The 25,354-nt window shown below is 60.8% G+C and carries 19 protein-coding genes; all 19 read right to left on the bottom strand.

The annotated features are described in order from the left end of the window. Positions 1 to 54: 54 nt before the first annotated feature. Positions 55 to 684: a Maf family protein gene (locus ACLBWT_RS17785; RefSeq protein ID WP_447664470.1), complete on the bottom strand. Its 630-nt coding sequence runs from the start codon at positions 682 to 684 to the stop codon at positions 55 to 57. A 45-nt stretch (positions 685 to 729) separates the two neighbouring features. Then, the gene (locus ACLBWT_RS17790) at positions 730 to 972 is read right to left on the bottom strand and encodes a DUF4321 domain-containing protein (RefSeq protein ID WP_447664471.1); all 243 of its coding nucleotides are present in this window, start codon (positions 970 to 972) and stop codon (positions 730 to 732) included. 88 nt (positions 973 to 1,060) lie between these two features. After that, on the bottom strand, positions 1,061 to 2,860 hold the full coding sequence (locus ACLBWT_RS17795) for an SPOR domain-containing protein (protein ID WP_447664472.1): 1,800 nt from the start codon (positions 2,858 to 2,860) through the stop codon (positions 1,061 to 1,063). Positions 2,861 to 3,108: 248 nt separating this feature from the next. Further along, complete coding sequence (murC, locus tag ACLBWT_RS17800; RefSeq protein WP_447664473.1) at positions 3,109 to 4,509, bottom strand: UDP-N-acetylmuramate--L-alanine ligase; 1,401 nt, start codon at positions 4,507 to 4,509, stop codon at positions 3,109 to 3,111. Between the two features lie 5 nt (positions 4,510 to 4,514). After that, positions 4,515 to 5,894: a bifunctional folylpolyglutamate synthase/dihydrofolate synthase gene (locus ACLBWT_RS17805; RefSeq protein ID WP_447664474.1), complete on the bottom strand. Its 1,380-nt coding sequence runs from the start codon at positions 5,892 to 5,894 to the stop codon at positions 4,515 to 4,517. Between the two features lie 96 nt (positions 5,895 to 5,990). After that, entirely contained in the window at positions 5,991 to 8,657 is a 2,667-nt protein-coding gene (locus ACLBWT_RS17810; RefSeq protein ID WP_447664475.1) for a valine--tRNA ligase, read from the bottom strand. 639 nt (positions 8,658 to 9,296) lie between these two features. Further along, complete coding sequence (locus tag ACLBWT_RS17815) at positions 9,297 to 10,841, bottom strand: LysM peptidoglycan-binding domain-containing protein (RefSeq protein WP_447664476.1); 1,545 nt, start codon at positions 10,839 to 10,841, stop codon at positions 9,297 to 9,299. A gap of 550 nt (positions 10,842 to 11,391) precedes the next feature. Continuing rightward, positions 11,392 to 12,420 (bottom strand): RluA family pseudouridine synthase, encoded by a 1,029-nt coding sequence (locus tag ACLBWT_RS17820; protein WP_447664477.1) that lies wholly within the window; start codon positions 12,418 to 12,420, stop codon positions 11,392 to 11,394. A gap of 14 nt (positions 12,421 to 12,434) precedes the next feature. Beyond that, positions 12,435 to 13,739 carry a glutamate-1-semialdehyde 2,1-aminomutase gene (hemL, locus tag ACLBWT_RS17825; RefSeq protein WP_447664478.1) on the bottom strand — a complete coding sequence of 435 codons (1,305 nt, stop codon included), beginning with the start codon at positions 13,737 to 13,739 and terminating at the stop codon, positions 12,435 to 12,437. Beyond that, on the bottom strand, positions 13,739 to 14,740 hold the full coding sequence (gene hemB, locus ACLBWT_RS17830; protein WP_447664479.1) for a porphobilinogen synthase: 1,002 nt from the start codon (positions 14,738 to 14,740) through the stop codon (positions 13,739 to 13,741). Before hemB ends, hemL begins: the two co-directional genes overlap by 1 nt. 203 nt (positions 14,741 to 14,943) lie before the next feature. Next, positions 14,944 to 16,503 carry a uroporphyrinogen-III C-methyltransferase gene (gene cobA, locus ACLBWT_RS17835; RefSeq protein WP_447664480.1) on the bottom strand — a complete coding sequence of 520 codons (1,560 nt, stop codon included), beginning with the start codon at positions 16,501 to 16,503 and terminating at the stop codon, positions 14,944 to 14,946. A 1-nt stretch (position 16,504) separates the two neighbouring features. Beyond that, positions 16,505 to 17,467 (bottom strand): hydroxymethylbilane synthase, encoded by a 963-nt coding sequence (hemC, locus tag ACLBWT_RS17840; protein ID WP_447664481.1) that lies wholly within the window; start codon positions 17,465 to 17,467, stop codon positions 16,505 to 16,507. Then, entirely contained in the window at positions 17,457 to 18,101 is a 645-nt protein-coding gene (locus tag ACLBWT_RS17845; RefSeq protein ID WP_447664482.1) for a precorrin-2 dehydrogenase/sirohydrochlorin ferrochelatase family protein, read from the bottom strand. Before ACLBWT_RS17845 ends, hemC begins: the two co-directional genes overlap by 11 nt. 30 nt (positions 18,102 to 18,131) lie before the next feature. Beyond that, positions 18,132 to 18,938, bottom strand: a complete 807-nt coding sequence (gene ccsA, locus ACLBWT_RS17850; RefSeq protein WP_447664483.1) for a cytochrome c biogenesis protein CcsA — start codon at positions 18,936 to 18,938, stop codon at positions 18,132 to 18,134. Between the two features lie 44 nt (positions 18,939 to 18,982). Then, positions 18,983 to 20,359, bottom strand: a complete 1,377-nt coding sequence (hemA, locus tag ACLBWT_RS17855) for a glutamyl-tRNA reductase (protein ID WP_447664484.1) — start codon at positions 20,357 to 20,359, stop codon at positions 18,983 to 18,985. Between the two features lie 336 nt (positions 20,360 to 20,695). After that, entirely contained in the window at positions 20,696 to 21,094 is a 399-nt protein-coding gene (gene speD / locus ACLBWT_RS17860) for an adenosylmethionine decarboxylase (RefSeq protein ID WP_447664485.1), read from the bottom strand. A gap of 319 nt (positions 21,095 to 21,413) precedes the next feature. Beyond that, positions 21,414 to 22,004: a non-ribosomal peptide synthetase module gene (locus tag ACLBWT_RS17865; RefSeq protein WP_447664486.1), complete on the bottom strand. Its 591-nt coding sequence runs from the start codon at positions 22,002 to 22,004 to the stop codon at positions 21,414 to 21,416. A 330-nt stretch (positions 22,005 to 22,334) separates the two neighbouring features. Further along, positions 22,335 to 22,955, bottom strand: coding sequence for a ribosome biogenesis GTP-binding protein YihA/YsxC (gene yihA / locus ACLBWT_RS17870; RefSeq protein ID WP_447664487.1), 621 nt, complete (start codon positions 22,953 to 22,955; stop codon positions 22,335 to 22,337). Continuing rightward, on the bottom strand, positions 22,952 to 25,339 hold the full coding sequence (gene lon, locus ACLBWT_RS17875) for an endopeptidase La (RefSeq protein WP_447664488.1): 2,388 nt from the start codon (positions 25,337 to 25,339) through the stop codon (positions 22,952 to 22,954). The genes yihA and lon overlap by 4 nt, the downstream gene beginning before the upstream one ends. Positions 25,340 to 25,354 lie beyond the last annotated feature (15 nt).

Below are 25,354 nucleotides of genomic sequence, written 5' to 3' on the forward strand. Positions count from 1 at the left end.
GACCGCCTTCAAGCCCCCGTCCTGGCGCAGCGCGCAGGTACGGGAGCAGCAGAATTAAATGACGTGTATGCCGTATTCGGCCAGCATGTCCGCAAGCAGCGGCAGCGGCAAGCCGACGACATTGGTATAACAGCCTTCGATCTTCTCCACCAGCACGCCGCCCAGGCCTTGAATGCCGTAGGAGCCGGCTTTGTCGAGCGGTTCTCCCGTAGCCGCGTAGCGGCGGGCGCTCTCGATGCCGAACGGCTTCATCGTGACCAGCGTACGCTGCCAGCGGCTGACGGCAATCTCTCCCGGACAGGAAAGCAAGGTGACGCCGGTATAGACTTCATGTCTGCGGCCGCTCAGCGCCATCAGGGCAGACACGGCATCCTCGCGGTCCGCGGGCTTGCCGAGCACCGCCCCGTCCAGCACGACGATCGTATCGGCGCCGAGCACGAGATCGTTCGCTGCGGACGATCCTGCGGATTCCTCGCCGCGAAGCGCGTCGGCAGCGGCCTCGGCCTTGCGCCGGCTAAGCTCAAGGACGATCTCTCCGGGAGAGAGCGTCCCGGTGACGGATTCATCCGCCCCGGTAGGAAGCAGGCGGACAGGAAGCTCAAGCCCGAGGACAGCGACCAGCTCCCTGCGCCGCGGGGAAGCCGAGGCGAGTACGAGCCGGTCGGGTATAACGACATCGTTCATGTTCGATAATGCTCCTCTTCGATAACGGTCCGCCATGTCCTCCGGTCAGAGGCGGCGGTACAGCCACAGCGCAAGCACGAGCACGAGCAGGCTGATGAGGCTGAATTGGATGGTGGCGTCCAGACTGTAGCTGAGGACGCCCAGATCGGCAGCGGGAGACCAGCGGATATCCGTGGAGCGCGTCAGTGCCGACACCCCCGGAACATCCTTCAGCCAGCGGTTCGCGAGCGCTCCTGCGACAAGTCCAAGCACGATAAAGAAGAGAAGCGTCCAGCCATTTTTCTTCATGGTTCAACGCCTCTCGCCAATGATTGACACCTGGCCTCATTATACGCGATCGCCTCCGTTCTTTACAATGTAAAGAACCTGTCTCCCCTCACGGCTGCAAGGTTTCGATCATCGCACGCTGTCCGAAGAAGATATCCATCGATCGGCTCTGCACCGTCCACAAACGGGCCTTCGAGGGAGCCGCTATATAGGCATCCAGCTCTTTGGCAGCCTGATTGACTGCCGACTCCAGGCTATCGGCCGCGGCCGCCGCCTCCTTGCCCTGTACCCCGGGACGGAAGGCGGCATAGGCTTGCCGCCACGAGGCCAGCTGCTTGTCCCACTCCGCCATCGCTTCCTTGTCCGGAGCGCCAGGCTTCGCCTGGCTCGCAGATGCCAGCGTCATGTCGGCCAGCTGCGCGATCAGCCCCGATGTCGCAGGTCCAAACGCCTTCGCATCCTTTTCGGAACCGGCGAAACGAAACTTGCCGGCTGCAGGAAGCAAGACTTCCTTGATGTAAACTTCCGTGCCGGAGATGGAAGCAGCGAGAGACTCCGCGCCGCTGCGCTTCGATGAGATGCCTGCATATACGCGATAGCCGCCGTCCGCCTTTGACGAGGCAGAGCCGAGTCCGTCGGCCTTCAGCTCGGATGCCGCCGCGGCGGCGCTGTCCTTGGCCGAGAAGACGCCGTACTGCAGCAGGCTGAAAGCCGTCTGCGGCCAATCCGCCTGAATGTATGCCGCCGTGCCGGCAGCAGCCGAAGCGCCGTCGGCGGACGGCTCCGTCTTGACGGCGGGAGAGCCGGCGCCGCTTGCCGGAGGCGATGCCGCAGGAGCGGACGCCGGCTCCGAAGCCGTGTTTCCGGCGGCTCCGCCGTCTGTGGCCGGGAGAACGCTGCCGCCTGCGAAGAGTGCCAAGGCGATGTAGCCGAAGAGTGCTCCGGTCGCTATCGCGCCGGCAACCGACAGCAGGACCGCCGGCCAGGACGGCCCTCTGCGGCTGCCGCCCGCGCTTCCGCTTTCTATACGACGAGCGGGGGCTGATTTAAGCTTCCTTGAAGCGCGAATTTCATCCAAGTCGATGACGGGACCTTCGAAAAGCTCCGTACCCGCCGCAGGCACAGGCTCCGCATCCGGCCATTGCGGCCATTCGGAGAGAATGCCCGGATCGGGGAGCTGCGGCTTGCTGCGCTCTCCGGGCCTTTTGACAGCTCGGCCTTCGAGGAGCTCGTCCCCGGAGAGAAACGGGACTTCGGGTAAAGCATCCGTTCGGACGGATGGTGCTTCGAGGAGCCCGTCCGCTCCGAAGGCCTTGCCGGCACGGCGTTTTTCCGCTGCCGTTGCGGCGGCAGCCGGCCGTTCTCTTCCGGCCGGACGCCCCTTTTCCTTGTTGATGAGGCTTTCCAACGTATCGATGTCATCCTGAAAAGGGCTTTCCCATGCTTTGTACTCGGCTGTGAATTCCATAGATGAGAGCGACTCCGCAGGCACCGGGCTCCAGTCCGGCGGCAGCGTTGCCTGCTTGCGCATGCCCGACTGTTGCGCCCCCCCATGCCGGAACGGATTTCCCTTCGCTTTTCTTTGCTCTTTCGCTTGCAGTTGTTCTTTTGCTTGCAAGCGGCCTTTCGCTTGCAGTTGTTCTTTTGCTTGCAAGCGGCCTTTCGCTTGCAGTTGTTCTTTTGCTTGCAGGCGGGCTTGCTCAAGCACTTGCTCCTGCGGAGGCACATGGGCTTGCCCAAGCGCTTGATCTTTTTCTTGCCAATGCCCTTGAGTCTGCGCTTGCGCCTTTTCCTGCGCCTTCGCTCCGGCGGCATCGTGCCCGCTCCTTGCAGCCAAAGGCGATTTGCGTTGATCCTGCACCAGCTTCCCTTGGCCGTCCTGACGATAGGTCATCCGCGATTTCGTCATGTTCCATTCCTCCTGCCATGCCGGTTCTTAACTCTAATCTATGTCCGAACGATAGAGTTATTCCTCGTTTTGGAAGAAAGGATAAGGAGATTGATAGGCAGGATGGAATAGAGGAGCAGGAGCTGCAACAGGAGGAAAAGGGTAAAGGCCTAGCATCGCTGCCAGGAACTAGATTCCTGCAAGAAAAAAACCTCCGAAAAAGCCTGCATCAGGCCGTTTCGAAGGTTCTTCCTTCTGCTGTTCCGATGTTATTGCCCGTACCGCTCCCGCAGCTCGCGCGCCAGGCCGTCGGCAGCCTTCCAGATATCGCCGGCTCCCATCGTGATGATGAGATCGCCGGGCTCGGCCTGCTTCGAGAGCTCGGCCTGCACCTCTTCCTTGGTCGGAAGATAGCGTGTATTGGCATTGCAGTTCTCCACGATCATCTCCACGAGCCGCTGCGAGCTGATGCCTTCGATCTGCTGCTCGCCGGCCGGGGAGTAGATGTCGGTGATGATCACCTCGTCGGCTTCGGCGAAAGCCCGGCTGAACTGCTCCAGCAGGAAGAAGGTGCGCGTGTAGCGCTGCGGCTGGAACACGGCCACGATGCGCTTGCCGGTCGCCTTGGCGGCGCTGATCGTCGCCTGGATCTCCGTCGGATGATGCGCGTAGTCGTCGATGACGAGGATGCCGTTCACGTCTCCGAGCACCTGGAAGCGGCGCTTGGCCCCGATGAATTCCTTGATCGCGGCGGCTGCCGCGCCGAACGGAATGCCGGCTTCCATGCATGTGATCAGCGTAGCCATCGCGTTGTACACGTTATGGCGTCCCGGGACGGACAGCTGCACGACGCCGAGCTCTTTGCCGGAACGGGAGAGCTTGAACGCCACCTTGCGGTCGCCGAGAACGATGTCCGATGCACGGAATTCCGCTTCCTCGTCGATGCCGAAGGTCAGGATGCGTTCGGACGGAAGGGAGCCTGCCGCCTGCGGCAGCAGCTCGCGGACGATCGGATCGTCCAGGCATACGACTGCCCTCCCGTCGGGAGTGACCTGGGTGAGGAACTGAACGTAGGCCTTCTTCAGGTTGGCGAAATCGCCGTCGTAGTTCTCCAGATGATCCGGCTCGATGTTGGTGACGACCGCGATCGCCGGATGGTAATGCAGGAAGGAGCCGTCGCTCTCGTCGGCTTCCGCTACGACGTATTCGCCTTTGCCCGCCTTGGCGTTCGTGCCGACATTGACGATCTCGCCGCCGATGATGTAGGTCGGATCCGCTCCGCAGCTCTCCATGACGAGAGCGATCATCGAGGAGGTTGTCGTTTTGCCGTGCGCGCCGGCGACAGCGACCCCCTTGCCCGCATTCATGAGCCTGGCCAGCATCTGGGAGCGATGGATCACCGGAATCTTCAGTTCCTCCGCCGCGCGCCGCTCCACGTTGTCCCTGGAGAGCGCCGTGCTGTAGACGACCAGATCGGCCCCCTTGACGTTGCCCGCGTCATGGCCGATATAGATGCTCGCTCCCAGGGATGCCAGCTTTTCCGCCAGCTCCGCCCGCGCAACGTCGGATCCCGTCACCTTGTATCCCATCTCCAGCATGACGCGGGCGATCGCGCTCATGCCGTAGCCGCCGATTCCGATAAAATGTACGTGCTCTGCTGTAGTCGTCATGACGGTCACCAACCTTTTTCAGAATCCGGTAGCCCAAGCACCCTGGTGCGGACATCGGCGATTAAATAGAGAGTGCCGGTTGCGACGGACAGGTCCTCCGGACCCGCCGACTCTTCCAGGCGCCGCAGCGCAGCGGTCCAATCGGGCTCGACGACGATTTCCGGCGAAACCCCGAGCTCCGCCGCTTCCGAGCGTGCCAGCTCGGCAAGAGCAGGGGCCGGCATCGCCTTGCGGAAAGCGGGCTCCGTAATGACAAAGGTATCCACTATAGGGAGTATATGCCGCAGCACTTCCCGATGATTCTTGTTCTCCAGCATTCCCATCATCAGATGGAGCTTGCGGTACTTGAAGACGTCCTTGAGCGCCGCCGCCAGCGACTCCGCTCCTTCGGGATTATGCGCGCCGTCCAGCAGCAGACGCGGCTCGCTCCTCACCATCTCGAGGCGGCCCGGCCATGCAGCCTCCTTGAGGCCGGCGCGGAGCTGCTCGTCGTCGACCAGCAAGGCGTAGTACTGGCGCAGCACCTCAAGCGCCATGACCGCGGCAGCGGCATTGGTGCGCTGATGGGCGCCGCCAAGCGTCACGGTCAGCGGACTCACGGAGCGGAACGGGCCTTGGAACGCGAAGCTCTGCTCGGCCTCCGACACCTCCAGCGCTTCGATGGAGAACTGCTCGCCGAGCTGGTACAGCGTGCTCTTGCTGCGGCTTGCCGCCTCGCGGATGACCGCCAGCGCTTCCGGATCCTCGACGGTGCTTACGACCGGGACGCCAGGCTTGATGATGCCGGCTTTCTCCGACGCGATTTCCGTTATGGAGCTGCCAAGCACATCCATGTGGTCATGCCCGACGTTGGTGATGACCGAGATGACCGGCGTCACGATATTCGTCACGTCCAGCCGGCCTCCGAGGCCGGTTTCCCATACGACGTAATCCGGGTAGGTCACCTTGGCAAAGTACAGGATCGCCAGCGCCGTGGATACTTCGAACATTGTCGGGGAGCCGTGTTCGGTAACCGCGATCTCATCCACGAGCGGCTTCAGCTCGTTGGCCAGCCGCAGCAGCGTCTCCTCCTCGATATCCTGGCCGTTATAGCGGAAGCGGTTGGTGAACTTGGTGATATACGGCGACGTGAACGTCCCCGTGTCATAACCTCCGCGCGTCAGCGCCTCGGTCAGATAGGCGCAGACGGAGCCTTTGCCGTTCGTTCCCGCCACATGGATGAAGCGGAGCCGACGCTCGGGATGTCCGAGACGCTCCATCATCAGCTTCATCCGGTCCAGGCCCGGACGGATGCCGAAGCCGATGAGGCCTTCGATCCATCCCCGCGCTTCCTCGTACGATTTCAGCAGGCCTCCGGCCTGTCGATGCGTTTCCTGGTTGTCCATATCGTTTCGCTTCCTTTTATGTTTGACTTGCGCCGGCGAAAGGCGCGAGCGCCCTTCGCCGGGCCTCCCGTCCTCCAAGGACAGACGCAGCTCCGATCAGCTCTGCAGCTCCTCGATCCGCGCCAGCACCTTCTCCAGCTTGGACTCGTAATCGGCCCTCTTGGCTTTCTCTTCCTCGATGACTTTGGCCGGAGCTTTGGCCGTGAAGCCTTCGTTGGAGAGCTTCTTGTCCACGCGCTCCACTTCGGAGCGGAGAACGGCGGCTTCCTTCGTCAGCCTCGCGATCTCCTGCTCGATGTCGAGGAGTCCCGCGAGCGGCAAGTACAGCTCCGCGCCCGTCACAATGGCGGCCATCGCCTTGTCGGGAGCGGACAGTCCTGTGTCGATCGCCAGGGAGGAAGTGCCGCAGAAGCGGCGCAGCAGCTCTTCGTTCCCGCTCAGGATGCCGGCTTCGAAGCTGCCGGAAGGCTTGATCTGCAGCTCGATCTTCTTGCTCATCGGCACGTTCACTTCGGCGCGGATATTGCGCACGGAGCGGATCGTGCTCATGAGCAGCTCCATCTCGCGGACGGCTTCCGGTGCTTCCAGCGCGGCTTCATAGACCGGCCAGGCGGCCGTCGTGATGGATTCGCCTTCATGCGGCAGATGCTGCCAGATTTCCTCGCTGATGAACGGCATGAACGGATGGATCAGGCGCTGAGTCCGGTCCAGCACATAGGCGAGCACGGATTGAGTCGCCTTTTTGGCATCCGCATCCTGTCCGTACAGATTCAGCTTGGCAACCTCGATGTACCAGTCGCACAGATCGTCCCAGATGAAATTGTACAGCAGGCGGCCAGTTTCGCCGAAGTCGTAGGCGTCGATCAGTCTCGTCACATCGCGTGAAGTCTCGTTCAGACGATGCAGGATCCAGCGGTCGGCTGTGCCTAGAGGACCAGTTATATCGATATCATCGTAATTGAATCCTTCCAGATTCATCAAGGCGAAGCGGGAAGCATTCCAGATCTTGTTGGCGAAGTTTCTCGCTTGCTCTACTTTCTCCAGCCGGAACCGCAAATCCTGCCCCGGCGTGCTGCCGGTGGACAGCATGAAGCGCATCGCGTCCGCTCCGTACTGCTCGATGATGTCCAGCGGATCGACGCCGTTGCCGAGCGACTTGGACATCTTCTTGCCGTCCGCGTCGCGAACCAGGCCGTGCATGAGCACATCCTTGAACGGAATGCGGTCCGTGAATTCCAGCGCCGTGAAAATCATGCGGGCTACCCAGAAGTAAATGATGTCGTAGCCGGTGACAAGCAGGTCGTTCGGATAGTGCCGCTTGAAATCGGCGCTGTCCTCGTCCGGCCAGCCGAGCGTGGAGAACGGCCAAAGGGCGGAGCTGAACCAGGTGTCGAGCACATCCTCGTCGCGGCGCAGCTCTCCATGCCCGCAGTCCGGGCAGGCTTCGAGATCCTCGCGGGCGACATGCAGCTTGCCGCAGGAGTCGCAGTACCAGGCCGGAATGCGATGGCCCCACCACAGCTGGCGGGAGATGCACCAGTCGCGGACGTTCTCGATCCAGTTCAGGTAGATCTTCTCGAAGCGGTCAGGCACGAAGTTCACGCCTTCGCCGGACTTCTGGGCTTCGATTGCGCGCTCGGCGAGCGGCTTCATCGCCACGAACCACTGCGTGGACAAGTAAGGCTCGACGACAGCGCCGCTGCGCTCGCTGTGCCCGACTTGATGCACATGGTCCTCGATGCGGACGAGGACGCCGCTCTCCTGAAGGTCGGCGACGAGCTTCTTGCGCGCTTCGGCGCGGTCGAGACCCTGGTAAGGTCCGGCCTCGGCGTTCATGACGCCGCTCTCGTCCATGACGATGATCTTGGGCAGGCTGTGGCGCTCGCCGACCTCGAAGTCGTTCAGATCATGAGCCGGCGTGATCTTGACCGCCCCGGAGCCAAAGTCCTTCTCGACGTAATCGTCTGCGATGATCGGAATCTCGCGTCCGGTAACAGGGAGCACGAGCATTTTGCCGACGAGAGCGGCGTAGCGCTCATCCTTCGGATGCACCGCTACAGCCGTGTCGCCGAGCATCGTCTCGGGACGGGTCGTCGCGACGGTCACATGGCCGCTGCCGTCCGCGAGCGGATACTTCAGGTGATACAGGTGCCCGTTCACTTCCTTGTACTCGACCTCGATGTCGGACAAGGCCGTGCGTGCTGCCGGATCCCAGTTGATGATCTTGGCGCCCCGATAGATCAGCCCCTTCTCGTACAAGCGGACGAACACCTCGCGAACGGCTTTGGAAAGCCCTTCGTCCAGCGTAAAACGCTCGCGGGAGTAATCAAGGGAAAGGCCCATCTTGCTCCACTGGCTGCGGATCGTGCCCGCATACGTGTCTTTCCACTCCCATACCTGCTCTAGGAATTTCTCGCGGCCGAGATCATGGCGCGTGATGCCCTGCTCGCGAAGCTTCTTCTCCACTACGGTCTGCGTCGCGATGCCGGCATGGTCCGTGCCGGGCAGCCACAGGGCGTCGTATCCCTGCATGCGCTTCGTGCGGATCATGATATCCTGCAGCGTGAAATCGAGCGCATGTCCGATATGGAGCATGCCCGTCACGTTGGGAGGCGGGATGACGATCGTGTAAGGCTTCGCTTCAGGCTTCCGGCCGGCTTGGAAAAAACCGCCCTTTTCCCAGAAATCGGTTCCTTTCTGCTCCGCCGTCTTCGGATCGTAGGTCGTCGGCATTTCCGTCGTGTGCTGCTGAGTCTCTGACATCTTGGATTTCCACCCTTATCAATGAAAGTCGTTTTTTATGGCCTTCTTTTTGACAACGCCTCGGCTGGCCGGCCTGCGCGGAAGACACCGGATATCTGCCTCCGGCTGATGCCGGGTGCCGAAGTCCCGCAGGAAGACGAACGCCGTTTTTTCGACAAAAAAAAGCCTTTCATCCTCTTCGCAAAGGACGAAAGACTTCAAGCTTCCGCGGTACCACCTTTGTTCCGCAAGAAAGCTTCCTTGCGGCACTTTGGCGCAGGATATCGGCTGCGGCCGGCTCCGGCTTCCGCTGCGGACGCAGCATGACCGGGGCAACTCCGGGGCGACCCGCATCCGCTCCTTGCCTGCAGACCTTCCAGCGCTTGCGGTCTGCTCTCTGTAGGCGAGGCGAATGCTCTTCCCTTTCAACGTCGGCTATTCAAACTTCGGAAAAATAGATAGCTTCATTTTAGCGTTCTTGAAGGCTGGAGTCAACTTGGTTAGGCAGCAGCCATGCCCGGGGCAGCCATATCGGACAAATGCCGGGATCGGGCCGGAACAGCAGCCGAAGCCAAAAAAGGCGCCATCCCCCGCAAAGCGGGGAAAGGCGCGGTATGGTAAGCCATGGACGGAGCCGGGATAGATTCGGGACGCTCCCGCTCAAGGGATGTAGAGAATCTGGCCTTCCGCGACGCCCTGATCGGCAAGGCGGTTGTAGAGAGCGAGCTCGCGGGCTTGAAGATGATAGCGGTCGGCGATCAGATCCAGCGTCTCTTCCCGCTGCACGATGCAGATCCGCACTTTGCGGAACGGCTTCTCATCGCTGACCCGGCCGAGGAACAGCGACTGCCACTCCACCTCTTCCGCTGGCGCTGCCAGCTGGGATTCCTGGGATTGCCGGCTGCGCTCGGCCGCCTGCCGCTGCTCCCGCTCCCTCCGGCTGGAGCCGATCAGCGAAGAAGCAAGCTCCTGCCCGGCTTCCTCGGGCGAAGCCGATCGCTTGCTTCCGAACGCGATGCGCAGCTCCTGCTTCTCCTGCTCCTGCAGCGGCTCATGCTTCTCGAACGGCTCCGCGGCGAAGGCGGATGCGGAATCCCCTCCCCCGGCCGCTTCCGCCTCGGCTCGCTGAGGCTCGGAATCGGTCTCTTCGACCGGCGGCAGTTCGGCAGCCGGGCGGCCGTACAGGACGGCGGCCGGATCCTCCTCCTGCGGGACAGCCGCCGCTTCCGGCTCTGCCGGAATGATCTCCCCGGCTATGTTCCGGAGCGCCGAGAAGGCCGACTGCCGCTCTTCGTGCTGGACCTGGGGAATCTCCGAAGCAGGCGGAATCGGCGCGCGGAACGGGCTGGAGCTTCCTCCGCTGTCCGCGAGAACTTCGATTGCCGCCTCGGCATCCTGCCTGGAGGAACCCTCCTCCTGCTGGAAGGAGGAGTTCGCCTCGGCATCCTGCCTGGAGGTACCTTCCTCCTGCTGGAAGGAGGCGTTCGCCTCGGCATCCTGCCTGGAGGTACCTTCCTCCTGCTGGAAGGAGGCGTTCCCTTCCTCCTCGCGAGTCCCGCTGGCCAAGCCGAGCTGCGTCCAGCCGGCAGCATAGGCGTACGGCTCGCTCTGCGCCTCCTCGACCGGATCAATGCTCTGGCCGGCAATCGCCTCTGCATCCTGATAAGGAGTTGCCTGGTCGAATTCCCTTTCTCCCCCCGCTTCTACCTGCGGCTCGTCTTCCTCCTCATCCAGCTCCAGATACAGGACCGGAGAAATGTCGCCCGTCGGCTGGGCTTCCTGGCGATGCACCACCGTATAAGGCTCTTCCTTCCACTCCCCCTCCTCCTCGGAGGAGGATTCCACCCGAATGCCGGACAACGACAGCACGCCGGTAATGTTCAGCGTACGCGCCGACAGGAGGTCGACGTCGAAGTTGTCGATCTCCACGGAGATGTCGTCCAGCCTCTCGATGCGGTTCATCGGAAGCGTAATCTCGACCGGTATCCGATGCTCCATCGACTGCGCGGACGCCGAACGGTCCGCCGTGCGGTATACTCCGCTCAGCAGCAGCTGGCCTCGCAGTATGGCTTGTTCTCCCTGCTGAACGACTTGGATGCGGGGAACGAGTTCGATTTCCTCCAGCTCGTCGATAGCTGGAACTTCCTCGGGCAGATGGACGCGTTCATACACGTCGAACCGCAGTCCTTGTGTTAGTTCGCTCACGCTTAAGCCTCCCTTCCCTAGCTATTGCTTGGGCATATGCCTTGCTCCATACCATCTATATGGCAAGGAGTCCCATAGCATGACTACTTGGGAGTGGGACTCGATGACGTGGGCAGGCTGTTTTTGCTTGACGGCTGTCATCGGCAAGGCCGGCTTCCGCGTGCTTGCGCCGGGAAAACCGGCATAAAGGGCTGGCTAAGGCCGGATCGAGACCTATTTCGCCAGGTAGAAAAACATGTTTCTGCCGCTTCATGTCCGGCGATGAAAAAAATCCAAACCTGTATCGCTCAATATCGCGATGGAAGAAACACAACCTGTATCGCTTGATTCCGTGATGGAAGAGATGCTGGCTTGCTTCGTTTCATTCCGCAATGGAAGAGAAGCTGGCTTCGTTTCTTTCGGCCATGAAAAAGAACCACCCTGCATCGCTCAAAACGATGCAAAGCGGTTCATAAACCGAGGGCGGCCTCAAGCCGGCCAACGAGACGATGCCTCCCGGGACAGACCCATGGCAGGCCGAATTCCCGACACAGAGAGCCAATCCTATCTCTTATGGCTTCCCGGCGCGGAGCCTTGCCAGCAGACGCTCCATGTCAGCGGGAAGAGGGGCCTCGATCACCATATCGGAGCCCGTCCATGGATGCCGGAACCGAAGCAGCCTTCCGTGAAGAGCTTGACGGCCGAGCAGCGGCGACGCTCCGCCGTACAGGCCGTCTCCAAGCAGCGGATGGCCGATATGGCTCATATGAACGCGGATCTGATGCGTCCTTCCGGTATCAAGCGCAAGCTGAACGAGAGCTGCCGAGCGCCAGGATTCCAGAACCTTGTAGAAAGTGACAGCCCTGTCTCCGCCCGGCGATACTCTTCTCCGCGACGGATGATGCCGGTCCTTGCCGATCGGCTGGTCGATCTTGCCCTCAGGCGGATTCGGCGCGCCGTGTACGGCAGCCCAATACTGGCGTCCGATCGCCTTCTCCCGCATCGCAGCATCGAGCACCTGCTGGGCCAGATCGTTTTTCGCATACAGCACCGGGCCGCTCGTATCGTCGTCGATGCGGTGGATATGCCTCGCCGGAAGCGGGTCCCCCGCCGCCAGGCAGCGGCAGGCGGCCGCCTCGTCCAGCGTCGCCGGGCAGGCAGGCGCCTTGCCCGTTGCGGCGGCATGGGAAGCCCTGCTTCCCGCTGGACGCGGCGCTTCGCCGCTGCCGTGGACCGGCATGCCGGCCGGCTTGTTCAGGACGAGGCACCAATCGTCCTCATGCAGCACTTCCGGCCAGTCCTGCGCATATGCTCCGCCGGACGCCGCAAGGACGGCCGCGGCACGACGCTGCAGCGGGTCGGCCGCCGCTGCGGCGGGAAACGCCCGCAGCCGCAGCTCGCCGTCCGGCGTCCAGCCGATGCCTCCGGTGGAGAAGAGGGAATTGATCCATTTGGCCGGCCAAAGGCCAAGAGCCAGAAGCTGCAGGCGCGTCTCGTGCGCGTGGCTTCCGGCTCTCGGCTCTCCGGCATCTCCGTCCGGGGAGACAGGCACATGCAGCCATTCTCCGCGGCGATAAGCAGATTCCATCATCAGCTCCATGCCGGAATCCTCTCCTACAAGCGCCGGAGCGCTTCCCGGTTGGCAGCGATCGTCTCGTCGATCAGCTCCGCCGTATGGGCTGCCGAGACGAACATGCCTTCGAACTGCGAAGGCGCGACGCTTACGCCGAGCTCAAGCAGATTCGCGAAGTAGGCGCGGAAGCGGCCCAGATCGCTCTGCTGCGCCGTCTCGAAGTTGATGACGTGGCTGTCGTTGAAGAAAGGACAGACCATGGACCCGACGCGGTTGATCGTCACCGGTACGCCGGTCTCGCGCGCATTGTCCTCGAAGCCCGCCTGCAGCCGCACCGACATCTTCTCCAGCTGCTGATAGACTTCCGGCGTCAGCAGGCTGAGAGTCGTGTATCCGGCCGCCATGGCAAGCGGATTGCCGGACAGCGTGCCCGCCTGGTAGATCGGACCGGCCGGAGCCATGCGCTCCATGATGTCGCGGCGTCCGCCGTAGGCGCCGACGGGAAGGCCGCCGCCGATGACTTTGCCGAGGCAGGTCAAGTCGGGGGTAATGCCGAACAGGCCTTGGGCGCAGTTGTAATGGACGCGGAAGCCGGTCATGACCTCGTCGAAAATGAGCAGGCTGCCGTACTTCGTCGTGACGTCGCGCAGCCCTTGCAGGAACCCGGGCAAAGGAGGCACGACGCCCATGTTGCCGGCTACCGGCTCCACGATGATGCAGGCGATCTCCTCGCCGAACTTCTCGAACGCCAGCTTGACCGATTCAAGGTCGTTGTACGGAACGGTAATCGTCTGGGACGCCACCGTCTCGGGTACTCCCGGGCTGTCGGGAAGGCCGAGCGTCGCGACGCCTGAGCCGGCTTTGATGAGCAGGCTGTCGGCATGGCCGTGATAGGAGCCTTCGAACTTGAGGATTTTGCTCCTTCCGGTATACCCGCGCGCAAGGCGCAGGGCGCTCATCGTCGCTTCCGTGCCGGAGTTGACCATGCGCACGATGTCGCAGGACGGCACGCGCTCGCAGACGAGCTTCGCCATCTCCGTCTCGATCAGCGTCGGGGCGCCGAAGCTCGTGCCGCGCTCTGCGGCGGATTTGACCGCCTCGATGACTGCGGGATGGGCGTGGCCCATGATGAGCGGGCCCCAGGAGCCGACATAGTCGATATAGGAGTTGCCGTCGATATCGTACACGATCGCCCCTTCGCCGCGCTCCATGTAAGCCGGCGTGAGGCCGACCGATTTGAAGGCGCGCACCGGGCTGTTGACGCCGCCCGGAATATAGCGCTTCGCTTCCTCGAAGGCCGCGCTGGATTTCTCATCCGCTTTTCTGCCGTGAACGTTGTCCGCCATCAGTTCTGCACCTCCTGCAGCCAAAGGGCTGCGTCCTTGGCATGATAAGTGATGATCATGTCCGCTCCGGCCCGCTTCATGCCGAGCAGCGTTTCCAGCACGATCTTGCGCTCATCGACCCAGCCATTGGCTGCCGCCGCCTTCACCATCGCGTACTCGCCGCTGACGTTGTAGGCGACGAGCGGAAGGTCGAAATTCTCCTTGAGCGCGCGCACGACGTCGAGATAGGCGAGCGCCGGCTTGACCATGAGCATGTCCGCGCCCTCGGCGACGTCGCTGTCAGCTTCGCGGAGTGCCTCGCGGAAGTTCGCCGGATCCATCTGGTACGACTTGCGGTCTCCGTACTGCGGAGCGGAATTGGCCGCCTCGCGGAACGGTCCGTAATAAGCGGAGGCGTATTTGACCGAGTAGGAAAGAATCGGGATGTCGCTGTAGCCGGCCTCATCCAGACCTGCGCGGATCGCGCCGACGAAGCCGTCCATCATGTTGGAAGGAGCGATGACATCCGCTCCCGCCTCCGCCTGGGATACCGCCGTGCGCACGAGCAGCTCCAGCGAAGAATCGTTGTCGACCTCGGCTTCTCCGGTCCGCTCGTTCTGATGCACGATGCCGCAGTGTCCGTGGTCCGTGAATTGGCACAGGCAAGTATCCGCCATGACGATCAGCCCCGGAGCCCATTCCTTGATCAGCCTTGTCGCCTGCTGCACGATGCCATTGGCGTCGTAGGCGGAAGATCCGACCGGGTCCTTATGGTCCGGAAGCCCGAACAGCATGATGGAAGGAATGCCGAGCGAGACGATCTCGCGGATTTCCTGCTGAAGAAGGTCGAGCGAGAAGCGGTATACGCCCGGCATGGAGGAGATCTCCTGCTTGATGCCGGAACCGTGGATGACGTAGATCGGATAAATGAAATCGCTGGCCGTCAGAATCGTTTCGCGGACCATGGAACGCATCGCCGCCGTGCGGCGAAGCCGGCGATGCCGGACGATCGGGTAACTCATATGAATTCCTCCTTGTGTTCGTATGCAAAACAGGGGAAGGAGCACTCGGCGCCCTCCCTGATTTATCTTGTCGATGCCGATAGAGCTGCCGGACTGCTTGCTAGCCAGCCGAAAGCCGCTGGCTGCTTGTCTGCCTTGCGAGCCGCCCGAAACTGCCCGCTGCTTGTCAGCCCTGCGAGCCGCCCGAAACCGCCCGCTGCTTGTCAGCCTTGCACGGCGTCCCGAAGCTCGGCCATCCGCCTTGCGATCGCCTCGGCCAGCGACGAGATCGTCGCTTCCTCGGGAATGATCGTAGGCGCAAGCCCCGCTTCCTCTGCCGTACGGGCCGTAACGGGACCGATGCAGGCGATTTCGCAGCCGCGAAGCAAGCCGACCGGATCGGATTCCCCGAAGCGCCTGAGCACTTCGAGCAGATTCGTCACGGTCGAGGAGCTCGTGAAGGTGACGACATGGACAGCGCCTTCGCGCAGCCGTTCAAGCACCTGCTCATCCTGATCCCGAGGCACGATCGTCTCGTACAGCGTGACGGCGTCCACAGAGATGGAACGCGCGGCAAGATCCCGCGGCAGCGTCCCTCGCGCCAGATCGCCGCGCAGGAACAATGCTCGCTGGCCCGGCTCCAGCACCTCGTCGAGATGATCCAGCATGCCCTCCGCCTGGTAACCGCCCGGCAGCGCTTCATGCTGAAGCCCGCGCGAACGAAGCGCATCGCCGGTCTTCGGTCCGACTGCGGCGATGCGCGCCCGGTGGAAGCGGCGGATATCGCCTCCGAGCTCGGCCAGTCCGCGGAAGAAATGCTCAACGCCATTGACGCTGGTGAAAAACAGCCAGTCGTAGCTTTCCGCCTCGTCCAGAGCGTCGCGGAACGCTCTCGCGTCGCTTTCTCCGCGCGCCGGCACGATCTCGATGACGGGGAACTCGCACGGCTCGCCGCCAAGCTCCTCGATGAGATCGGCCAGCTCGCTGGCTTGGCTTCGCGAGCGCGTCACAAGCGCTCTCGTGCCGAAAAGCGGCTTCAAGTCGTACCAGCGCAGCGTCTCCCGCTGCTTGACGACATCGCCGACGACGATGACCGCCGGCGGCTCGAAGCCGGCCGCCTTGACCTTCGCCTCGATGTCCGCGAGCGTGCCCGTCAGCGTCTGCTGTTCGGGCCTCGTGCCCCAGCGGACGAGAGCTACAGGGGTATCGGCCGCGCGGCCATGCTTCATCAGCTGCTCGCTGATATACCCGATCTTGGCGACGCCCATCAGAAAGATCAGCGTGCCCGTCGCGTTCGTCACCTTGTCCCAGTAAATCGAGCGGTCCAGCTTGTCCGGGCTCTCATGGCCCGTGACGATCGAGAGCGACGACGCATGGTCCCGGTGCGTCACGGGAATGCCGGCATAAGCCGGCACGGCGATCGCCGACGTGATTCCAGGCACGATCTCGAACGGAATGCCGTGCTCGGCCAGCAAGCCGGCCTCCTCGCCGACACGTCCGAATATGGTCGGATCGCCTCCTTTGAGACGAGTGACGGTTTTTCCCTGCAAGGCCAGATCGACAAGCAGCCGGTTGATCTCCTCTTGCTTCATCGTATGGCGGTCCGGCTGCTTGCCGACATAGATGCGCTCGGCCCCCGGCCTCAGTCCGCGCAGCAGGCGCGGGCTGGCCAGCCGGTCGTAGACGACGGCATCGCTCCGCGAGAGCACCTCCATGCCGCGCACCGTAATCAGCTTCGGGTCTCCCGGCCCGGCGCCGACAAGATACACGATCCCCTTCGCCATGTTATCCCCCAATCTCCGCCAAAATCTCGTCTGCGCCCATCTCTCTCAGCGCCTGGGCGACTTCAAGCCCCAATGCTTCCGGATCGCGTCCGACCCGCATTTCCTTCAGGATCGTCTCGCCGTCCGGAGAGCCTACCATCCCAGTCAGCTCCATGACGAGCTCGCCGCCATCGCGGGAACGGATGACCGCATGGGCTCCGATCGGAATCTGGCAGCCTCCGTTGAGAGCGCCGAGGAATGTCCGCTCTGCCGCTACGGTCCGTTCCGTATCGGAATCGTTGAGCAGATCCAGCAAACCGCGGACATCGGCATCATCTTCCCTGCATTCGATGCCAAGAGCCCCCTGGCCGACGGCAGGCAGGCAGACATCCTCGGAGACCGCTTCGGTGATGCGGTCCTCCCAGCCCATGCGCTTCAAGCCGGCAGCGGCGAGCACGATCGCATCCAGCCCCTCCGTCTCCAGCTTGCGGATCCGGGAGTCGATATTGCCGCGTATCGATCGGATATCCAGATCGGGCCGGTAAGCCTTCAGCTGGCTGGCCCGCCTGAGGCTGCTTGTTCCGACCGCGGCGCCGATCGGAAGCTTCTCCAGGGGAATGCCGCCGCGGGCAATGATGCAATCCCGAGGATCGACGCGACGCGGCACCGCTCCGTTGATCAGTCCGGGAGGCAGCTCGGACGGCATATCCTTCATGCTGTGCACAGCCATATCGATATCGCCGTCGAGAAGAGCCTGCTCGATCTCCTTGACGAACAAGCCCTTGCCGCCTACTTTGGACAGGGTTACATCCAGGATGCGGTCGCCTTTGGTGACGATCTTATGGATTTCAAAGCCGTAATCCAAGCCATGCTCGTCCGCAAGACGCTGCAGTTCCTCTATGACCTGGCCGGTCTGCGTCAGCGCGAGCGCGCTCTGGCGCGTGCCGACGACAATGACTCTGCGGCCGTTCTCATCAGTTTTCAATATCCCCATCTCCTTCCGCCCCGAATCGGGCATGATCCTCTAGTCCCCTGCTTCCGGCAGCCGCCCAGCTTGCCAGCCGCTTCGCCTCGCTGCGGAGCAGCCGACTTCGCTTTCCTTGATCCGGCTCCTCGGCCAGCAGCCTTCGCCTCAGCTCCGCATGCTGCCTTACAGCCTCCGCATAAGGCTCCTTATATAAGTCTTCAAGCTCTTCCCGGATGACGGACGACAGGGCAGGCGAGCCGCCTCCCGTCGTGACGGCCAGCAGCAGCCCGCCACGCCTTACCGCGCCAGCTGTAATAAAGTCGCCTGATTGTCCGCTTGAAGCATGGTTGAACAACGCGCCTGCATTACCGGCATCCTCCATGACGGCGCTGTCGACTTCGACTATGCCCGTGGCCGCCACGACGAGAAACATGCCTGCGGCGTCTCCCGGCCGGTAAATTCTGTCCATGTGCTTCAACCGCCCCTGTCCGGCGAGCGCCTGGATGCCCGCCGTGACCGCCGGGCTGATGACGGTAAGCTTGTCCGCGCCGCCGTCGAGCAATCCGGCCGCCTTCCGTTCGGCAGCCGCGCCGCCTCCGACGATCAGGCAGCTTTTCCCCTCCAGCCGCAGCACGACCGGATATCCCGGCATCGCCATCTCCTCCTTCAAGCCGCCTTGATCTCAGCGGTGAAAATCCGATGCCGGGCTGATCATCGTGTTCAGCACGAGAAAAGCAAAGCAAAACACGTTCCAGCGCGCCGTCTCCAGCGCGGTTTTGCGCAGAATCTTTTTCTGGATCAAATAGAAGCTGTACAAAATGAGGACCGCGAATGAGGTGATGACTTTCCAATCGAGCAAATATTGGAACCTGTTCTCGACGATGACGAGAGCAACCGCGACCGACAAAGAAAGGGCGAGCAGCGGAACGCCGATCATGACGAGACGATAGGCGAACCGATCGGCTTGCTCCAGACTCGGGAGCCGCGCCGTCGTCCGATTCCATTTCCGCGACTTGAGCCTTCCGTGCAGAAACAGGTACATGCCCGAGAACACGCTCGAAATCGCCAGCGCCGCGAAGGAGCAAAGCACGAGGCTGATATGTAAAATGAGCAGCTCATTGGCCAGCTTCCAGTCCGGAAGCGGGATTCCGCGGGAAGGCCCGCTGAACAAGTTGAGCGCCAGCACGCCGAAACCGATGATGTTGACGAGAAACACGATGAACTCGATTCGGAAAAAGCGGCTGATGACGAGCGATGTCGTAAGCAGGAGCCATGAAACGGCAAGCCAGTATTCGAATCTGGAAAACAGCGTCATGTCCAGATGGGACCAGATCCGGTACAGCACGTATCCAGTCTGCAGAACCCATACGAACACAAGCAGCCCTGCGCCCATCCGCTTCGCTCTCCGATTCGCGTCGACGAAATCGGAGAAGTAGAACAGAAGGCTCAGGGCGTATAAATACAAAATCGTGTCGTAAATGGTGACCATGGCGCCCTCCTGACCTTGGAGATGAGGGCGATAATCCTGGCAGCCTAGCGCATGACCGCTGCAAAGGCGCCCTTGGACGGCTTGGCTTCTTCCGAGCCTTGACGGGACGTATCCGTTGTCCTCGCCGCTTGGCTCTTGACGGTCTTGGACGGCGCGCCGTCCTCCAGGGCAAACAGCTTGGCGAACAGCTCCATCGCCTCATCCGCTTTCTTATCGCCCGCAAGCTCCTTAATGCTGTGAATCGGATTTTGCACCATCTGGTTCAGCATGCTCTTGGTCAGCTTGTGGATGACCTTCAGCTGCTGCTCGTCCAGTCCGGGCAGCTTCTTGGAGAGGCTGTCCATCGTCTGGCTATGAATATCCTCGGCCTTTTCCTGCAGGGAGCGGATCAGCGGCACGACGCCGAGCGTGCGGTACCACTGATGGAATTCCTGCAATCCGGCAGCGATCATGACTCCGATCTTCTCCGCCTCCTGGCGGCGATGCTCCATGTTCGACTCCACGATGCCTTCCAGATCGTCGATGTCGTACAGGAATACATTCTCGACGGAAGCGATCGCGGGATCCAGGTCGCGGGGAACCGCGATGTCGATCATGAACAGCGGACGGGCTCTCCTGCGCTGCATGGCGGCCGCCACTTGCTCGCGGCTGAGCACATAGCCCTGGGCTCCGGTCGAGCTGATGATGATATCGGCCTCATGCAGCCTCCGCTCCGCTTCTTCCATGGAGCAGGGAATGCCGCTGAATTTCTCCGCGAGCTCGGCCGCGCGCTCGAACGTCCGGTTGACGACGAGCACCCGATCGGCCCCGTTCGCATACAAGTGCTTGGCCGTAAGCTCGCTCATCTTGCCGGCTCCGATGATCATGACCGTCTTGCGGTTGAACTGGCCGAAAATCCGCTTGCCGAGCTCGACGGCCGCATAGCTGACCGATACCGCTGATTCTCCGATCGATGTCTCGGTATGGGCGCTCTTGGCCAGAGTTACGGCTTGCTTGAAGAGCATGTTGAAGATCGTGCCTGTCGCGCGCCGCTGCTGAGCGAGCAGGAAGGCATTCCGCACTTGGCCAAGGATCTGCGTCTCCCCAATGACCATGGAATCCAAGCCGCTAGCCACCCGGAACAGATGCTCGATAGCCCGATCGTCCTCATGCATATAAAGATGGCTGGTGAATTCCTGCCGTGGGAGGCGGAACCACTGCTCCATGAACGTACGGATATGGTGGCCGCACAGATGATGCTGGTCAACGACCGCATACAGCTCCGTCCGGTTGCAGGTCGCGACGATGACACATTCCAGTATGCTTGGGGTCGCCTTGAGGGCTTCCACGGCACGGGGCAGATCGCTGTCCGCGATTGCGAAATTCTCCCTGATTTCGACGGGAGCCGTACGATAGTTAAGCCCGACCACAATAATATGCAAGTGACATCACCGCCTTATTTTTCGTATCTGAGCTGCCTTGTCCGAGCAACTAATTTAGAATTATTATAACATAGTTTTTTGGGAGGGAAGACTCAAGTTATGACGTTTTTTTGACCGGCTCGCCAAAAGGAAGGAAATGTCTTGACGACAGCAAAAGGAGCCGGCTTCCGCGGGCTAGTCCGCCCTGCCTTCGCTGCGCCGGGCAAGAAGCCCATTCCGACAAGGACAATCCATTTCATCCATTGTCTAGTTTAGGCCCGCAGCCCCTTCTCTATTCCAGGCTTAAAAAAAATAACCATGGAGCCTCCCATGGTTATTTGTACAGCAGGCTGGGTTTTAAACCAGCTCGATTTGTTTCATTTCCGGTTCTACAACTTGCAGCTCGCCCATTCCGCGAATCAGCTTCTTCGCGTGAGCGGCTTTAGGTTTCAGCACGGCCAGCATGTAATCGATCGCCAGCTGTGGGTCCACGGTCTCACCGCAGGTGTAGCAGTCAAGAGCAGCAAAGCCTCTTTCTGGATACGTGTGAATCGAGAGATGGCTTTCCGATAAGAGCACCAGTACGGTTGCGCCTTGGGGCTCAAATTGTTTTGCCTGTACCGAGAGCACAGATGCTCCGCATGCTTCAGCAGCCTCTACCATGTGGGCTTGCAGAAACTCTGCGTTGTTAATGAGTTCGAAGTCTACTCCCCAAGCATCAACAGCAACATGTCTTCCGAAAGTCGAATATTCCATCTTCCGGCTCCCCCTTCCTAGGAATAAAATGATTAAAAATTTCATCCGCTAGGACCTACGTCATTCACTTCCCGAGGGATAACTCTCTCTCGCAACATATCCATGTCCTGAGTGAATCCTGGTTCCTATATTGGGTTTTTTTCAACGAAATTAAAAATACCATCTATCTATAGGAAATGCAACCTTTTTTTCTGTTGAAAATACGCCGTTTTCCTGCACGCGGACAGCCCTTCTCCAGCTGCATGTCCAAAGCAGGCCTGCAAAAGGCGGAGACATGAAAAAAGCCGCCCGGAGGCGGCATCGGAAAAAGCGGTCGGAATCAGGCCTCGAGAGCGAAAAGCCGGTCGGAATAAAACTTGAGGCTGCGGTCTATGTCCAGCTTCTCGGCTGCGCTTGCAGCATCGATGCGGCGATCGAGCAGCTCGTTGACGGCCTGCTGGATCCACTGGATCTCCCCCTCCACCGATTGGAGGCGGAAAGCCCGCTCAAGCTCGCCCAGCGTGTCCTTGAACTGGTACACGATGCGGCTGCCCTTGGCGGTCTGCTCGGCGATCTGATGCACGGCGCCTGCTACATACTGATAGGACATCGTATAATGGCTGTAGATGCGTTTGACGACGGCGTCGCCCTTGAAGGCCGAGACCGCCTTGCGAAGCGCATTGGTCAGCGCGACGTTGGTGATGCGGCAGGACCACTCGCATACAAAGCGATCTTCATCCTGCTGGAATAAAAAGCGGACTTCTTCCCTCCCTGCACAGTCTTCGAGAACCGCCTCTTGGCTGCCGTTATCGAGCACCTTGACACCAAGGCGTACTTGCTGCTCGTCAAAAAAACGGAGGAATCGGGTCATCTCATCGCGTGTCAGTCGCAGTTTGGCTTGAACGTACTCGGTGGCTATCCGCTGAGCCATAAAAATCTCCTCAATTCTTTGTTCTTTGAAGCTATGGTTGCAATGTTCACTGCCCGCTTGCATTCGCTCCAAAACCGTCCGAGCCTTCAATCGCTGTTGAACCCAGATTTCCTTGATTAGATTTCTAAGGAGGGAAATCCGTCTTCAAAGGCGACCGTTATCACTTTTCCGGCTTCGAACGCTTTTTCCGCATCCTCGGGCAAATAAAAGACCTACAACCATTATACGGCATCGGCTCAAACGATTCCTGCCGGCCGGCCGCGATTATCCGCCGAATTTCAGAATTATCCGGAAGGAACCGTGATTGGCATCAAGAAAGATGCAAAATGCTTACGATTCCGACGTTCCTTGAAGAACTTCTCCCTCATATCCTGCCGCGGACGCGATTACGCTCCATAATTCGTCTCTTCCATTACCCTTTTCGGAGGAGAACAAAACGACCTGGTCGCCCGCGCTTGCGCCGAGCGTCTGCTTGACCAGCTTGATCTGCTTGTCCCATTGGCTCTTGGGAATCTTGTCCGCCTTCGTGCAGACGATGCAGAAAGGAATGTCATAATGCTTGAGCCAGTCGAACATGAGCACGTCGTCCTTGCTTGGCGCATGGCGGATATCGACGACGAGCAGCACGAGCTTCAGCTCCTCGCGGCCCTGCAAATAGCGCTCGATCATTTTGCCCCAGGCTTCGCGTTCGGTCTTGGATACCTTGGCATAGCCGTATCCGGGAAAATCGACGAAGTAGACAGCCTCGTTGACCTTGTAATAGTTCAGCTGCTGCGTCTTGCCCGGCTGGGAGCTTGTCCGAGCCAGATTCTTGCGCATGATGAGCTTGTTGATCAGAGAAGATTTTCCGACATTCGAACGCCCTGCCAGAGCAATCTCCGGCAAGGCGTCGATAGGATATTGATGCGGCTGAACCGCACTGATGATAAATTCTGCATTCGTAATCTTCATAAAATCGGAGTCCCTGCTTTCTCTTCTGCGGCGGCCTGCTCGCCGCTTGTTCCGTCCTCTGCCGGCAGCAGCGCATGGCGGACGACTTCATCCATATGCGCGACAGGAACGAATTCCATATCATCGCGCACGCTGTCCGGGATATCCCGCAGGTCGCGCTCGTTGTCGAACGGCAGCAGCACCTTGCGGATGCCGGCCCGATGGGCGGCAAGCGATTTTTCCTTGAGTCCGCCGATCGGCAGCACACGGCCCCGGAGCGTGATCTCGCCGGTCATGGCGACCTTCTTATCCACCTTTCGGCCGGTAAGAGCCGATATCAGTGCAGTCGCCATCGTGATGCCTGCCGAAGGTCCGTCCTTTGGAATCGCGCCTTCGGGAATATGGATGTGGATATCGTTCTTTTCATGGAACTGCGGATCGATGCCGAGCTCATCCGCGCGGGAGCGGGTGTAGCTGAAGGCGGCTTGCGCCGATTCCTTCATCACATCGCCGAGCTTGCCGGTGAGCGTAAGCTTCCCCGTCCCCGGCAGCACCGTCACCTCGATGACGAGCGTATCGCCGCCGACCTCGGTCCATGCAAGCCCGGTGACGGCGCCGACCTGGTCTTCCGCTTCGGCCATGCCGTAGCGGAACTTGGCTGGCCCCAGCCATTCCTTGATGACGGCCTCGTCGACCCGGATCGCTTCCCCTTCCGTCTGGGACACGAGCCTTTTGGCCGCCTTGCGGGAAATCGCCGCGATCTGCTGCTCGAGATTGCGGACGCCGGATTCCCGCGTGTACCCGCGGATCAGCTGCAGGAGCGCCTCGGGCTCGATCTCCAGCTGCTCCTCCTTCAAGCCATGCTCCCTCTTCTGCTTCGGAATGAGGTAGCGGCGCGCGATCTGGCTCTTCTCAAGCTCCGTGTACCCGGGGATATTGAGCACTTCCATCCGGTCCAGCAGCGGCCGCGGAATGTTGTGCAGCGCATTGGCCGTCGTCACGAACATGACCGAGCTGAGATCGAACGGCACCTCGACGAAGTGGTCGCTGAACGTCCCGTTCTGCTCCGGATCCAGCACCTCCAGCAGAGCGGAAGCCGGGTCGCCCCGGAAATCCGAAGCCATCTTGTCGATTTCGTCGAGCAGGAATACCGGATTCATCGACCCGGCATTCTTCATTCCTTGGATGATCCGTCCCGGCATCGCGCCGACATACGTGCGCCTATGGCCGCGGATCTCCGCCTCATCCCGGACGCCGCCGAGAGAAATGCGGACAAACTCCCTTCCGAGCGACTTGGCGATGGAGCGCGCAAGCGAAGTTTTGCCGACTCCGGGAGGTCCGACAAGGCAAAGGATCGGTCCCTTCAACTTTTGGACGAGCTTCTGGACCGCCAAATATTCGAGAACCCGCTCCTTCGGCTTCTCGAGCCCGTAATGGTCCTCGTCCAGCACTTCCTCCGCTTTGGCGAGATCAAGGTCGTCCTCGGTCGCTTTGCCCCAAGGCAGCGATAAGAGCCAATCGATATAGTTGCGGATGACGCCGCCCTCGGCTGAGGACGCCGGCATCTTCTCCAGACGGTCGATTTCCTTCTCGACCTTCTCGATGACCTTCTCGGGAAGCTCGGCGGCTTCCAGCTGGGAGCGCAGCTCCTCGACTTCTCCCGCTCGGCCCTCGCGGTCTCCGAGCTCCTTTTGGATCGCCTTCATCTGCTCGCGAAGATAATATTCTTTCTGCGTCTTCTCCATCTGCTTCTTCACGCGCTGGCTGATCTTGCGCTCCAGCTCCAGCACCTCGCGCTCATTGTTCAGGAAATCCAGCAGCTTCTCCAGCCGGGCGCGGACGTCGACGGTCTCGAGAATCTCCTGTTTGTCCTTGATCTTGAGCGACAGATGGCTCGTTATGACATCGGCCAGCCGGCCGGGCTCGTCGATATCCGACACGGCGGCATGCGTTTCGGGAGTGACTTTCTTGGACAGCGTGATGTAATGCTCGAACTGGTTCAGCACCGTGCGCATGAGAGCGTCGATCTCCGGATCGGTCGATTCCTCTTCCGGAAGCTCCCGAATCGATACCTCGTAAAACTCCTCGCGGGCGACGTAATCCTGGATTTCCGCCCTCGTAACGCCTTCGACCAGCACCCGGATCGTGCCGTTAGGCAGCTTCAGCATCTGACGCACCCGGGCAATGGTGCCGATTCGGTAAATATCCTCTTCGGTCGGCTCTTCAATATTCACTTCCGATTGCGAGCAGAGGAGGATCATATGATCGTCGAGCATGGCCCGGTCAAGCGCCTTGACCGATTTCTCCCTTCCCACATCCAGATGAAGCACCATACTAGGGTATACAAGCAGCCCCCGAAGCGGGAGCAGCGGCAGCCTGCGGCTTCTTCCTTTGGCAGGTCCCATGCCAACACCTCCCAT

This window comes from Paenibacillus sp. D51F (assembly GCF_053345695.1).

Coding starts and splice junctions, on each gene's coding strand:
- ACLBWT_RS17785 (WP_447664470.1), bottom strand. CDS start 684: ATGAACGATGTCGTTATACCCGACCGGCTCGTACTCGCCTCGGCTTCC.
- ACLBWT_RS17790 (WP_447664471.1), bottom strand. CDS start 972: ATGAAGAAAAATGGCTGGACGCTTCTCTTCTTTATCGTGCTTGGACTT.
- ACLBWT_RS17795 (WP_447664472.1), bottom strand. CDS start 2,860: ATGACGAAATCGCGGATGACCTATCGTCAGGACGGCCAAGGGAAGCTG.
- murC (WP_447664473.1), bottom strand. CDS start 4,509: ATGACGACTACAGCAGAGCACGTACATTTTATCGGAATCGGCGGCTAC.
- ACLBWT_RS17805 (WP_447664474.1), bottom strand. CDS start 5,894: ATGGACAACCAGGAAACGCATCGACAGGCCGGAGGCCTGCTGAAATCG.
- ACLBWT_RS17810 (WP_447664475.1), bottom strand. CDS start 8,657: ATGTCAGAGACTCAGCAGCACACGACGGAAATGCCGACGACCTACGAT.
- ACLBWT_RS17820 (WP_447664477.1), bottom strand. CDS start 12,420: ATGGAGCTGATGATGGAATCTGCTTATCGCCGCGGAGAATGGCTGCAT.
- hemL (WP_447664478.1), bottom strand. CDS start 13,739: ATGGCGGACAACGTTCACGGCAGAAAAGCGGATGAGAAATCCAGCGCG.
- hemB (WP_447664479.1), bottom strand. CDS start 14,740: ATGAGTTACCCGATCGTCCGGCATCGCCGGCTTCGCCGCACGGCGGCG.
- cobA (WP_447664480.1), bottom strand. CDS start 16,503: ATGGCGAAGGGGATCGTGTATCTTGTCGGCGCCGGGCCGGGAGACCCG.
- ACLBWT_RS17845 (WP_447664482.1), bottom strand. CDS start 18,101: ATGCCGGGATATCCGGTCGTGCTGCGGCTGGAGGGGAAAAGCTGCCTG.
- ccsA (WP_447664483.1), bottom strand. CDS start 18,938: ATGGTCACCATTTACGACACGATTTTGTATTTATACGCCCTGAGCCTT.
- speD (WP_447664485.1), bottom strand. CDS start 21,094: ATGGAATATTCGACTTTCGGAAGACATGTTGCTGTTGATGCTTGGGGA.
- ACLBWT_RS17865 (WP_447664486.1), bottom strand. CDS start 22,004: ATGGCTCAGCGGATAGCCACCGAGTACGTTCAAGCCAAACTGCGACTG.
- yihA (WP_447664487.1), bottom strand. CDS start 22,955: ATGAAGATTACGAATGCAGAATTTATCATCAGTGCGGTTCAGCCGCAT.
- lon (WP_447664488.1), bottom strand. CDS start 25,339: ATGGGACCTGCCAAAGGAAGAAGCCGCAGGCTGCCGCTGCTCCCGCTT.